Here is a 12648-nt window from a genome sequence, read left to right on the forward strand (position 1 = left end):
TGTTTGTCGGTTCCTAACGCCTGCTGGGCCCCCCTCGGCCTTCACAAACGCATCAGCAATGGACCACTGCCGCCACATCGCCCACACTCTATAGACATGGAACAGCGCCCTTCCGGTTGCATGATGCCCCCCTCGGCATCTGTTCATGAACGGGGCCCCATCCCCGCGTCAGTGCAACCGGTCCGCCCCCAACTGCCGCGTATCCGCAGCATCTTGAAGCCCAGGGTTCTACGCCGTTCAGCATGATCGCAAGATGCGAAACACGGTGTTTACCGGTCATACGCGCTCATTGTGACGGCTGATGAGTCCGGTTGGCGTGTTTGGGACCGGATGTGCACGGATGGTGCCGGAGTGTTTACGTATCGTCTCTTTAGCGTTGTGGACGCGAACAGGCCCCCCGCCGGAGCGGAGGGCCTGCCGTGTGTCTGTGCGCCGCCAGGGACTCGAACCCCGGACCCGCTGATTAAGAGTCAGCTGCTCTAACCAACTGAGCTAGCGGCGCGCGGTGACGTGGAGAACTCTACCCGACACCGGCGAGTGGTCAGGACCGCCGTGGTCCCGCGCATCGGGCTTGTACATCATTCGGACCGTCAACATGCGACAGCGGGTGACAGTTGAGAAACTGCGGACGTGCAGAAGCACGCAAGTCATCGCCTGGAGTGTGAGGGGAATCGCATGGCGACTCCGGTATTCGAGGAATTCGATCCCGCGAGCGACTGCGAATGCCCCGGATGCGTTCACTGGCGGGGCGTCAGACCCTATTCCGGACCGGTCTCGGGAACGGGTTCCGGACCCGTCCGTACGGCGGTCGGACGGACCCTCGTCGTGGCCGCGGCGGCCTCCACGGTGCTCGGCGCCGGCCACGCCCTGCCGGCCGCCGCCGCCCCGTACGCCCCCCACCGTCCGGGCGTACCCGCAGGTGACGAGCCCGAGACCCCGCAGGGCGGCAAGGCCCCGCTGCACGGCCCGACCGGCAAACCGGCCACGGACAAGCTCCGGGCGACCACCCGCGCGGAGATCATCAACCGGGCCAGGACCTGGGTCGCCGCGCGGGTCCCGTACAGCATGAGCACGTACTGGCGGGACGGTTACCGCCAGGACTGCTCGGGCTTCGTCTCGATGGCCTGGAATCTCGCCGGGAACGAATGGACCGGCAGCCTCGACAAGTACGGTGTGCGCATTCCCAAGGAGGATCTGCAACCCGGCGACATTCTCCTCTTCCACAATCCGTCGGACCCCCAGAAGGGTTCGCACGTCGTTATTTTCGGCGGCTGGACGGACTACACGCACACCTATTACATCGCCTACGAGGAGACCCGCCCGCACGCCCGCAGGCAGGCCACTCCGTACGCCTACTGGAGCCACTCGGACCACTATCAGGCCTATCGCTACAAGGGCCTCGCCGCGAACACGGGCGCCACCGGGGACGGGAGCGACCCCGGCGGCACGGGTGCCACGGAGAACCCGACCGGGCCGGCCGACCCGACGGATACGACGGGTGCGGCGCCCGGAGCGGCCCCTGACAAGGCGAGCAAATTCCCGGGCGCGCGGTTCTTCGGCCCCGGTGCCAGCAACACGTACGTCACACAACTAGGCACAATGCTCGTCCGGCGCGGTGGCGCCCGCTTCTACACCTCGGGTCCCGGCCCGCGCTGGTCGGACGCGGACCGCAGGGCGACCAAGGCGTTCCAGCAGGCTCAGGGCTGGAAGGGCTCGGCGGCGGACGGCCTGCCGGGACCGCGCACCTGGGCGCTGCTGGTGAGTGGAACGGGCCGGGACATCGGGGGCGGCGCGGCTCCGGCGACCCCGGCCCCGGCACCGGTCCCCGGGCCGGTGGGCACGCCCGGCCCGCCCGCCGCGGGCAAGGCGGTCCCCGCGTTCCCCGGGAGGGGAGTGTTCCGGCCGGGCTCCAGCAGCCCGTACGTCGCCCAGCTCGGAAAACAGCTGGTGAAGAAAGGGTTCGGCCGGTACTACCCGACCGGGCCGAGCACCCGCTGGAGCGAGGCGGACCGGCGCGCGGTGCAGGCCTTCCAGCGCGCCCAGGGCTGGCGGGGCGGCGCGGCCGACGGCTACCCGGGCCCGGAGACCTGGCGCCGCCTCTTCTCCTGGTAACGCCCACACCCGGCGCATGCCGGTTGGCCGGTAACCACTGCCGTGACACGGCAACGCACGCATGAACGCATCTGGCGCGGAGGCTGGAGGCACAAATGAGTACGACGACCGAACAGACACCGGAACCCGAGGGCCCCCTGGACAACGGCCCGGGCGGCCCCCGGCCCGCCCGGCTCATCCAGAACGAGGCCACCACCGAGATCCCCGTCCACCTGCTGTTCCGCGACGAACCCGACCCGGTGTCGATGCCGCTGCGGCCGGCCGTCGTCGGGCGCAGGCAGGGTACGGGCGAGCAGCCCCGCGTCCGCAGACCCGCACCGGCCACACCGCGCCCGGCGGTTCCGGCGGTCGACCCCGACCTGGTGGAGCGCCCGGCGCGGGTGCTGCCGGGCGCGGTGGGCGTACTCGCCGGTGTCACCGGGCTGGCCGGGGGCGTGCTCACCTCCTGGTGGGCGGGCGCGCTGCCGCCCCTCGCGGTGGAGGCGCTGCGGCTCCCGGCGACCTACGCGGGCGCCGGTCCCGGTCCCGCCCAGTGGGCGGCGTACGCCGGAGCGGGCGCCCTCGGGCTGTTCGGCTTCGGCGGGCTGGCGCGCGGGCGGACCGGACGGGCCTGGGTGCTCGGCCTGTTCGGCCGCTACCGGGGGACGGTCCGGCGCACCGGCCTGCTGTGGGTCAACCCACTCCTCCTGCGCAACCGGGTCGACGTACGGCTGCGGCACTGGCGCGGCGAGCCGATGCCGGCGGCCGACGCGAACGGGGTCGCGCTGCGGGTCGTCGTCCTGGTGGTGTGGCGGGTGCGGGACACCGCGCGGGCCACGCTCGGCGTCGAGGACCACGAGACCTACCTGCGTGAGTGCGTCGAGGCGGCGCTCGTGCGGGTGCCGGTGGAGATGCCGGGCGCGGGGCGGCGGGCGATGGAGGTGGCCGGGGAGGCGCTGACCCGGGTGGTCGCGGCGGACACGGCGCCGGTCGGCCTGGAGGTGTTCTCCGTACTGCCGGTCCGGGTCGAGTACGCGCCCGAGGTCGCCGCCGCGATGACCCGCCGCCGTATCGCCGCCCTGGACGCCCAGCACCGGGCCGCCGCGCTCACCTCGGTCGTCGACTCGGTGGAGGACACGGTGACCCGGCTGACCATGCGCGGCCTGGTCGAACTGGACGACTACGAACGCAAGGTGCTGGTGAAGGACCTGACGGTCGCGTTCTGCGCGGGGCGGAGCGAGCCGGGGCCGTGATTGGTCTGGACATGCTCAAGAGTCGGTAATAATCTGGGACTTGGTCTAGACCTGCACGCCTCACATGGACATCCCCCACGTTCAGCAGGAGCGGCAGCATGCGCAAAAAGACCAAGTTGTGTGCCTCGGTGGTCGGTCTGGCCACCACCGGCGCCCTCGTCCTCACCACCGGGGGCGCCAGCGGTCACGGCTACACCGACCTCCCCATCAGCAGGCAGAAGCTCTGTCAGAACGGCACCGTGACGGGCTGCGGCGACATCCAGTGGGAGCCGCAGAGCGTCGAGGGCCCCAAGGGCTTCCCGGCGGCCGGACCCGCCGACGGTCAGATCTGCTCGGCCAACCACACCAACTTCGGCGCGCTCAACCAGCCGAAGACCCCGTCCGGCGGCACCTGGCCGGCGACGAAGGTGACGGGCGGTCAGAGCTACACCTTCCGCTGGCAGTTCACCGCCATGCACGCCACGACCGACTTCAAGTACTACGTCACGAAGTCGGGCTGGAACCAGAACCACGCCCTCGCCCGTTCGGACCTCAACCTCACCCCGTTCCTCACCGTCCCCTACAACGGCCAGCGGCCGCCGTCCACCCTCTCGCACGCGGGCACAGTGCCGTCCGGGCTCAGCGGCCGGCATGTGATCGTCGCGGTGTGGACGATCGCCGACACGGCCAACGCCTTCTACGCCTGCTCGGACGTCACGTTCTGAGCATTCCTTGAGCAAATCCGAGACCCCCCACGGGTACGTTCCCCGTACGCCCACAGGACCAGGTGAGGCGTACGGGGAGCAGTACTGAGAAACGGGGTACGGCCATGGACTTCATGTTCTACGCGGGGCCGACGTTCATCATCGCGATCGCCGTCCTGATGGCGACGTTCGTGATCCGCCGGGTGCTGCGGATGCGCCGAGCCTGGAACAGCGGCCTGACCGCCGAGGCGCGCTGTCTGCGCACGTACACGACGACGAGCGGCGGCTCCGGCGACACGTCCGTGCACACGACACTGCACCACGTCTACGAGTTCGTCGCCCGCGACGGCCGCACCGTCCGCTTCGACGAGCCGCACGGCCCGGGCACGGTCATCGAGGGCGACCACGTCACCGTCTTCTACAGCGAGGGCGAGCAGATCAACGCCACGGCACACCGCCCGAGCCCGGTCCGGCACGGACTGGCCCTGGCGGGCGTCCTCGGGTTCCTGGGTGTGGTGTTCTGCGTCGGCTTCATGGTGACGTACAGCCAGGTCTTCGAGCCGTTCGGCGACGGCTTCTTCGGTACGGACGACGGCGGGTACGTGGTCGACGAGCAGACGGGGGAGACGTTCCCGGCCGACCAGTTCGCGGAGATGCCGTGACCCTCCACATCTGACGGCACGTCAATTATCGTGCGCGCTCATGGAGTTCACGGAGAAGCGCACAGTCGCGGAACTCGTGGCGGCACGGTGGGGCGACCACCGTCCCGGGCTGTGGTGCGAGGACCGGACACTGACACACCATGAGGTGGCCGCGGGCGCGGCGGCCAGGGCGGCCCTGCTGACGGACCTCCTCCCACCGGCCGCCGAACCGCACGTGGGCGTGTTGCTGGACAACACCCCTGAATATCCCCTCTGGTTGAGCGCGGCGGCCCTCGCCGGTGCCGCCGTCGCAGGCATCAACCCCACCCGCCGGGGCCCCGAGTTGGCCCGAGACATCCTGCACACCGAGTGCCCGCTCCTGATCACCGCGAGCACCCACCTCCCGCTCCTCACGAACCTCGAACTCCCAGGCGTACGCCTCCTTTTGACCGACACGGAGGAGTACGAGAACCTCCTGGCCCCCTACGCCGAGGCCGAACCGGACCCTTCCCCCGCCACCCCCACCGACCGCCTCCTCCTCTACTTCACCTCGGGCTCGACGGGCGCGCCCAAGGCTGCGATCTGCACGCAGGGCAGGCTGGCCGCCGCGGGTCAGACACTGGCCCGGACCTTCGGGGTGGGCCCGGACGACGTCCACTACGTCTGCATGCCGATGTTCCACGGCAACGCGGTCATCGCGGACTGGGCCCCGGCCCTGGCGGCGGGCGCCGGGGTCGCGGTGCGCCGCCGCTTCTCGGCCTCCGGTTTCCTGACGGACGTACGCCGCTACCGGGCGACCTACTTCACGTACGTGGGCCGGGCCGTCCAGTACCTGCTGGCGACGCCCGCCCGGCCCGACGACCGGGACAACCCTCTCCGGCTGGGCTTCGGCACGGAGGCCGGGGCGGTGGACGCGGCGGCCTTCGAGCGGCGGTTCGGGGTGCGGCTGGTGGAGGGGTACGGCTCCTCGGAGGGCGGGGCGGCGGTGCGGTGGACGCCCGGAACCCCGCCCGGCGCCGTGGGCCGCGCGGCACCGTCCGACGACCTCGCGGTGGTCGACCCGGAGACGCGCGCCGAGTGCCCGCCGGCCGTCCTGGACGCCTCGGGACGACTGCTCAACGGCACCGCTGCGATAGGGGAGTTGGTGAACCGGGGCCCGAACCCCTTCGAGGGCTACTGGCGCAACCCGGAGGCCGAGGCGGCCCGCCGCAGGGACGGCTGGTACTGGACGGGCGACCTCTTCTACCGCGACCCGGACGGCTTCCTCTACTTCGCGGGCCGCGCCGACGACCGGCTCCGCGTAGACAGCGAGAACCTGGCCGCCGCGACGATCGAGAACATCCTCGCCCGATACGAGGGCGCGGTGGCCGTCGCCGTGTACGCGGTGCCGGACCCGGTGGCCGGCGACCAGGTCATGGCGACCCTGGCCGGCACCTTCGACCCCGCCGACTTCACCGCCTTCCTGGCCGCGCAGCCCGACCTGGGGACGAAGATGGCGCCCCGGTTCGTCCGGGTCGTGCGGCGAATGCCGGTCACCGCGACCAACAAGATCCACCGGGCGGGCCTCAGACGCGAGGGGTTCCGCTGCCCGGACCCGGTGTGGTGGCGCCCCTCGGATGAGCCGACGTACCGCAGACTGACGGGCGACGACGTGACGGGGCTGGTGGAGAGGTACCGGGAGCGGGGGCGGGAGGAGCTGCTCAGCCGGTAGGGCGCTGGGCCAACGAGGGCCCGCTGGAGCAAGGGGGGTGTGGGTGGCGAAGCCCCCACAACGCGCGGCGAAGCTGCGCAGAAACGACGGTGGCGGGTAGGTTCGCGCTTTTTGCGAACCTACCCGCCACCGTCACTGTGCGCCGCCAGGGACTCGAACCCCGGACCCGCTGATTAAGAGTCAGCTGCTCTAACCAACTGAGCTAGCGGCGCATGACCCTCGCCGACCGCTCTCGCGGCTGGCGACAGGAAAAATAATACCTGGTCCGGGAGAGTGCTGCGGACCGGGCGGCCGGCCGCGATCAGGGGCTAGATGGCCAGCGACAGGAGCACCGGCGCCGCACCCCGGTTCAGCCGGTCCGCCGCCTGGCGTAGGCGGTGGGCGTGGCGGACCGGGAGGGAGAGGGCGAGGCAGCCGACCGTCGAGCCGGCCGTGATCGGGACCGCCGCGCAGACCGTGCCCACCGCGTACTCCTGGAGGTCCAGGACCGGCACCGTGGGCGGCTGGTTCGCCAGGCGGGAGAGCAGGACCCGCTCGTTGGTGATCGTGCGCGAGGTGAGGCGGGCCAGTTTGTGGCGGGCGAGATGGTCGAGCCGGCTGTTGTGGTCGAGCTGGCCCAGCAGGCTCTTGCCGATCGCGCTGGCGTGCGCGGCCGTGCGGAAGTCGACCCACTCGTTGACCGCGGGCGTCGCCGCGCTCTCCGCGCACTGGGTGACATGGATCTCGCCGTCGACGTACCGGCTCATGTAGATCGCCGCGCCCACCGAGTCGCGCAGCCGGTCCAGGGTGTGCTGGAGCTGGGTGCGCAGAGCCTGGTCGTGGCCGTGCGTGGCACCGAGGCGGCTGAGGGAGGTGCCGGAGACATACGAACCGTCGGCGGCCTGTTCGACGTACCCCTCGCGGCGCAGCATGCGCAGGAGTGGGGTGAGCCGGTCCGTGCCGAGGCGGGTCTGACGGGCGATTTCGGCGTCGGTGACACCGGCGGAGTGCCGCGCCACCGTGTCCAGGACGCGCAGGGCGTCCTGGGCCGAGTGGTACGGCGCGGTCGGCTCGTGCTTGAGAGCCACGGTGTTCCCCCTGGCTTGCTTCTGGGCCGTGATCCGGACAGCCAATCCCCTCCACGATAGCCGTCAAGGGGCTTACGTGGAGGGGGCGTTGACGAGATTGTTCGCTCGGGCCGTGGCCTCTCAGCAGGCGCGTGTTCACTTGGTATATGCCGAAGGCATGCGGAGTGCCTCTTCGGCGCGGTCAGAGCACCGCGCTGAGAAATTCGCGCGTTCTGTCCTCCTCCGGATCACTGAAGATCTTCTCCGGCGGACCCGACTCGATCACATGGCCGGAATCGAACATCAGCACTTGGTCTGAGATGTCCCGGGCGAAACCCATCTCGTGGGTCACACAGAGCATCGTGATGTCGGTGGTGCGGGCGATGTCCCGCAGTACGTCGAGGACGCCCGCGACCAGCTCGGGGTCGAGCGCCGACGTCACCTCGTCGAGCAGCAGCACCTGCGGGCGCATGGCCAGCGCCCGCGCGATCGCCACCCGCTGCTGCTGTCCGCCCGACAGCCGGGACGGCCGCTCGTCGCACTTGTCCGCGAGGCCCACCAGCTCCAGCAGATCGCGCCCGCGCGCCTCCGCCTCCTCCTTGGACAGGCCGAGGACGGTGACGGGTGCCTCGGTGATGTTGCGCAGCACGCTCATGTTCGGGAAGAGGTTGAAGTGCTGGAACACCATCCCGATCTTCTTCCGCACCTCGCGGACCTGCTTCTCGGGCGCCGGGAACAACTGCTCCCCGCCGACGGTGATCGTGCCCTCGTCGGGCTTGGCCAGGGTCATCAGCATCCGCAGGATCGTCGTCTTGCCCGACCCGGACGGACCGATGAGCGTGACATGCCGCCCGGCGTCCACGGAGAGGCTCAGCCGGTCGAGGACGGTCTGCTCACCGAACCGCTTGGTGACCTGGTCGAGCCGGACCAGCTCGGTGGGTGTCTCAGGGGTCTTCTCGGTGTCAACGGTGTCAACTGGCAAGGCGTCGCTCCAGAGTTCGTACGAGGAGGGAGGCGGGAAAGGAGATCACGATGAAGGCGACGCCGATCACGGTCAGCGGCTCGGTGAACTGGAAGTGCTCCTGGGAGTAGAGCCGCGCCTCACCGAGCATCTCCAGCACGGTGATCGTCATCAGCAGCGGTGTGTCCTTGAGCATCGCGACCACGTAGTTGCCGAGCGCCGGTACGACCCGGCGCACCGCCTGCGGCAGGACCACCGACGTCCAGGTGCGCCGCAGGGGCAGGCTGAGCGCGGTGGCCGCCTCCCACTGGCCCGGCGGCACGGCCTCGATGCCGGCGCGGTACACCTGCATGGTGTACGTCGAGTAGTGCAGCCCGATCGCGATGACACCGGTGGTCAGCGCGGACGCGGCGATGCCCCACTCGGGGAGCACATAGAAGAGGAAGAACAGCTGCACGAGCAGCGGGGTGTCCCGCACGAACTCCGTGACCACCCCCACCGGCCAGCGCACCCAGCGCGTCGGCGTCCGCATCAGCAGCGCCCAGACCAACCCGAGCGTGAACGAGATCAGCGACCCGAGGGCCAGCGCCTGGAGGGTGACGAGCAGCCCGTCCCAGAAGAACGGCATGAAATCGCGTACGGCGCCCCAGTCCCATGTCATGCGGCACCTCCCGTCGGCCGCCCGGCCAGCTGCTGCTTCAGCTGCTTCTCCAGGCCGCGCATGACCCGGGTGAGGAGGAAGGCGATCACGAAGTAGATCAGCAGGATGTACGTGTAGATCTCGGCGCTCTGCTGGAGCGCGAGCCGCACCAGGTTGGCGCTGAAGGCCAGATCACCCATGCCCATGACCGACACCAGCGCCGTGCCCTTGAGCAGCTCGATCAGCAGGTTGGAGAAGGAGGGGATCATCTCCGGCACCGCCTGCGGCAGCAGGATCAGCCGCAGCCGCTGCCAGGACGTGAACCCGAGCGCGATCCCGCCCTCCAGCTGCGCCGGGTCGACGGAGTTCAGCGCACCGCGCACGATCTCCGAGCCGTACGCGCCATAGGTCAGCCCGAGCGCGAGCGTGCCCGCCCACATCGGCACCAGCTGCCAGCCGAAGGCGGGCGGCAGCACGAAGTACACCCAGAAGATCATCACGAGCGCCGAGGTGCCACGGAACACCTCGGTGCAGGCGCCCGACAGGAAGCGCACGAACCACAGCCGGTGGGTCCGCGAGATCCCCAGGACGAAGGCGACGACGGCGCCCAACAGGGCGCTGAACACGAGGAGTTGGATCGTGACCCAGACTCCTCTGAGGACTATTTCCCAGAGTCCGGAGGTCATCCGCGACACAGCTCCTTCGCGGTCAGATCGGTCATCTCGTCCTGGGTGAAGCCGAACGGCCGCAGGATGCGGTACACCTCGCCGCTCTTCTTCAGCTTGTGCAACTCGACGTTGAAGGCGTCCCGGAGCTTCGTCTCGGTCAGCCGGAACGCGAAGGCGCCGCCGTCGACCCGGGGCTTGCCGTCGATGATCGGGGCGAAGGCGTCGGCGGCCTCCGCCTTCCGGGAGTTCTTCGCGACCAGCCGGACGGTGACCGCCGTACCGGAGAACGCGTCGACGCGCCCGGCCTCCACGGCGTTCAGGCCGGCCACCTGGTCGGGCACGATGAGCAGATCGCTCTCTTTGTAACCGGCTTCGACGGCGTGCTGGATCTGTGCATATCCGGTACCGGTGGCGAGCTTGGCCTTCTTCTTCACGATGTCCGAGTAATTGTGAAGATCCTTGGGATTTCCCTTGCGGACAACGAAAGAATCGAGCATCTGGTAGTCGGGGTCGGCGAAGAGAACCTGCTGGCAGCGTTCCGGATTGACATACATACCGGCGGCCACGACATCGAACTGCTGTGAATTCAGCCCGGGAATGAGCGACCCGAACTCGGTGGGCACGGGCTGGAGCCGGTCCACCCCCAGCCGCTTGAAGATGACCCGCGCCAGCTCGGGCGCCTCGCCGGTCAGTTCGCCGTTCCTGTCGATGAATCCCTGGGGTATCTCACCGGCGATACCGAGCCGTACGACACCCTGCGCCCGGAGCCGGTCGAGCAGGTCACCGCCCTCGACGCCGGAGGCAGCGGACACACGACTGCACCCGAGGGTGCCGAGCGAGCCGACCGTCCCCAGGGTGCCGAGCGCCGCTACCCCCGCGAGCAGCGACCGGCGTCCTATGTGTGGTGGTGCGATTGATGGAGCCATGGCCGCGCGGCTACCCGAGAGCGCACGAGTTATGCACGGGGAATGCGAGAGGCAGGCGAGAAGGCATGCGAGAAGGCCGTCGGGGAAGACATGGAAGGCATGGCTGACGATCGATACATCGAAGTGTCACTGGCCGCCCGGGGAATCCACTGCACGGCGAAACTCCTGACCGACCGTGCCCCGATCACGTGCGAGACCGTGTGGAATGCCCTGCCGCTGTCAGGTGACGTCTATCACGCCAAGTACGCGCGTAACGAGATTTACGCCCTCTTCCCGCCCTTCGCGGAAGCCGAATCGCAACCGCCCCTGGAGAATCCGACAGTTACCCCGATCCCCGGAGATCTCTGCTATTTCGCGTTCGCGGGAGCGGAGCTGGGCACGAAGTCGTACGGCTACGACCGCGAGGTCGGGCCCGGCACGACACTGATCGACCTGGCCCTGTTCTACGAGCGCAACAACCTGCTGCTGAACGGCGATGTGGGCTGGGTGCCGGGCACGGTGTGGGGCGAGGTGGTCGAGGGACTCCCGGATATGGCGGCAGCCTGCAACGACCTGTGGCGGACGGGCGCGGCGGGGGAGACGCTCAGCTTCCGCCGGGCCTGAAGGCGGAGAGGCCGAGCGCCTCTTCGAGCGCATGCGCGGCCCGCAGCACCAGATCGTCCCGGTGCCGGGCCGCGACGATCTGGATCCCGACCGGCAGCCCGTCCCCGTCGACCCCCACCGGGAGACTCGCGGCGGGCTGCTGCGTCATGTTGAACGGGTACGTGAACGGGGTCCACCCCGTCCAGCGCCGCAGCCCCGACCCGACGGGCACCTCGACTCCCGCCTCGAAGGCGGTAATTGGCAGGGTAGGCGTGACCAGCAGGTCGTACGACTCGTGGAACAGCCCCATCCGCCGCCCGAGTTCCATCCGGACGTCGACGGCGGCGAGATAGTCGAGTGCGCTGATACGAGCCCCCGCCGCCCGGATCTCCCGCAGCCCGGGATCGAGCAACTCGACCTGCTTGGGCCCGAGTCGCTGGGTCACGCGGGCCGCCCCGCTGAACCACAGGGTGTGGAAGGCGTCCACCGGGTCGGTGAGGTCGGGGTCGGTCTCGGTGACGTACGCGCAGAGTTCCGCGAGCCGTTCCACCGCCCGCCGGACCGCGCCGGCCACCGCCGGACGCACCGCGACCTGACCGCCGAAGGAGGGCGAGTAGGCGACCCGCAGCCCCCGCACCCCGCCGGAGAGGGAGTCGAGGAACGACCCGGAGAACGGCCCGAGGGTCGACCAGTCACGGGAGTCGGGTCGCCCGATCACCTCCATCAGCAGCGCCGCGTCCGCCACGGTCCGGGTCATCGGCCCGACGTGCGAGAGCGTCCCGAAGGCGCTGGCCGGGTAGAGGGGGACACGGCCGTACGTCGGCTTCAGCGCGAAGATCCCGCAGAACGCGGCCGGGATACGGACACTGCCCCCGCCGTCCGTCCCGAGCGACAGCGGCCCGGCGCCCAGCGCCACGGCGGCGGCACTCCCGCCGCTCGACCCACCGGCGGTGCGCGAGGTGTCGTACGGATTGCGGGTGACGCCGGACAGCGGCGAATCGGTGACGCCCTTCCAGCCGTACTCCGGAGTCGTCGTCTTGCCGAGAAAGACGGCGCCGTGCTCGCGCAGCCGGGCGACGGAGGGCGCGTCCTCACGCCAACTCCCGTTGGCGTCGACGGACTTGGAGCCGCGCAGGGTGGGCGTACCGCGCAGCAGGATGATGTCCTTCACGGTCGTGGGTACGCCGTCCACGAGCCCCGCCGGCTCACCGCGCCGCCACCGCTCGGCGGAGTCGCGGGCCTGCGCGAGCGCGCTGTCGGCATCGATGCGCACGAACGCGTTGACGACGGGCTGGAGTTGCTCGGCCCGCTCCAACGCGGCACGGGTGGCGTCGACGGGACTGAACTCGCCCTTGCGATAACCGTCGAGGAGCCGGGTGGCGGTGAGTTCGGCAAGCTCGGTCGGCTCAGTGGCCTCGATCGGCTCGGTCATCGTTCGCCCTCCGG

The 12648-nt window shown here is 69.9% G+C and carries 12 protein-coding genes and 2 tRNA genes; 6 read left to right on the forward strand and 8 right to left on the reverse strand.

Annotation, left to right across the window (positions count from 1 at the left end; genetic code table 11):
* Positions 1–428 precede the first annotated feature (428 nt).
* A tRNA-Lys gene (locus tag OG787_RS30830) sits at positions 429–502 on the reverse strand.
* 173 nt (positions 503–675) lie between these two features.
* Here OG787_RS30830 and OG787_RS30835 point away from each other — a divergent pair.
* From OG787_RS30835 to OG787_RS30855, 5 genes are all read left to right on the forward strand, one after another.
* Positions 676–2112, forward strand: a complete 1437-nt coding sequence (locus OG787_RS30835) for a peptidoglycan-binding protein (RefSeq protein ID WP_369037586.1) — start codon at positions 676–678, stop codon at positions 2110–2112.
* A 95-nt stretch (positions 2113–2207) separates the two neighbouring features.
* The gene (locus tag OG787_RS30840; RefSeq protein ID WP_369037587.1) at positions 2208–3344 is read left to right on the forward strand and encodes an SPFH domain-containing protein; all 1137 of its coding nucleotides are present in this window, start codon (positions 2208–2210) and stop codon (positions 3342–3344) included.
* Between the two features lie 98 nt (positions 3345–3442).
* Positions 3443–4048, forward strand: a complete 606-nt coding sequence (locus OG787_RS30845; protein ID WP_369037588.1) for a lytic polysaccharide monooxygenase — start codon at positions 3443–3445, stop codon at positions 4046–4048.
* Between the two features lie 104 nt (positions 4049–4152).
* Positions 4153–4689: a DUF3592 domain-containing protein gene (locus OG787_RS30850; protein ID WP_405537250.1), complete on the forward strand. Its 537-nt coding sequence runs from the start codon at positions 4153–4155 to the stop codon at positions 4687–4689.
* A gap of 40 nt (positions 4690–4729) precedes the next feature.
* Entirely contained in the window at positions 4730–6379 is a 1650-nt protein-coding gene (locus OG787_RS30855; protein WP_405537251.1) for an AMP-binding protein, read from the forward strand.
* Between the two features lie 138 nt (positions 6380–6517).
* Here OG787_RS30855 and OG787_RS30860 read toward each other — a convergent pair.
* The 6 genes from OG787_RS30860 to ehuB all read right to left on the reverse strand — a co-directional run bounded on the left by OG787_RS30860 (position 6518) and on the right by ehuB (position 10620).
* Positions 6518–6591 (reverse strand) — tRNA-Lys (locus tag OG787_RS30860).
* 96 nt (positions 6592–6687) lie between these two features.
* Positions 6688–7446 (reverse strand): IclR family transcriptional regulator, encoded by a 759-nt coding sequence (locus tag OG787_RS30865; RefSeq protein ID WP_405537252.1) that lies wholly within the window; start codon positions 7444–7446, stop codon positions 6688–6690.
* A 181-nt stretch (positions 7447–7627) separates the two neighbouring features.
* Positions 7628–8407 (reverse strand): ectoine/hydroxyectoine ABC transporter ATP-binding protein EhuA, encoded by a 780-nt coding sequence (ehuA, locus tag OG787_RS30870; protein WP_369037592.1) that lies wholly within the window; start codon positions 8405–8407, stop codon positions 7628–7630.
* A complete protein-coding gene (gene ehuD, locus OG787_RS30875; RefSeq protein ID WP_369037593.1) occupies positions 8397–9047 on the reverse strand; it encodes an ectoine/hydroxyectoine ABC transporter permease subunit EhuD in 651 nt (216 codons plus the stop codon). The genes ehuA and ehuD overlap by 11 nt, the downstream gene beginning before the upstream one ends.
* A complete protein-coding gene (gene ehuC / locus OG787_RS30880) occupies positions 9044–9712 on the reverse strand; it encodes an ectoine/hydroxyectoine ABC transporter permease subunit EhuC (protein ID WP_405537254.1) in 669 nt (222 codons plus the stop codon). The genes ehuD and ehuC overlap by 4 nt, the downstream gene beginning before the upstream one ends.
* Positions 9709–10620: an ectoine/hydroxyectoine ABC transporter substrate-binding protein EhuB gene (ehuB, locus tag OG787_RS30885; protein ID WP_405537256.1), complete on the reverse strand. Its 912-nt coding sequence runs from the start codon at positions 10618–10620 to the stop codon at positions 9709–9711. Before ehuB ends, ehuC begins: the two co-directional genes overlap by 4 nt.
* A 90-nt stretch (positions 10621–10710) precedes the next feature.
* Here ehuB and OG787_RS30890 point away from each other — a divergent pair, with 90 nt between their 5' ends.
* Positions 10711–11223: a DUF3830 family protein gene (locus OG787_RS30890; RefSeq protein WP_405540640.1), complete on the forward strand. Its 513-nt coding sequence runs from the start codon at positions 10711–10713 to the stop codon at positions 11221–11223.
* Here the strand turns inward: OG787_RS30890 and OG787_RS30895 are convergent.
* Positions 11204–12634 carry an amidase gene (locus OG787_RS30895; protein ID WP_405537257.1) on the reverse strand — a complete coding sequence of 477 codons (1431 nt, stop codon included), beginning with the start codon at positions 12632–12634 and terminating at the stop codon, positions 11204–11206. The genes OG787_RS30890 and OG787_RS30895 overlap by 20 nt on opposite strands.
* Positions 12635–12648: the final 14 nt, after the last annotated feature.

Source organism: Streptomyces sp. NBC_00075 (genome assembly GCF_045041225.1).
GTDB lineage: Bacteria > Actinomycetota > Actinomycetes > Streptomycetales > Streptomycetaceae > Streptomyces > Streptomyces adonidis.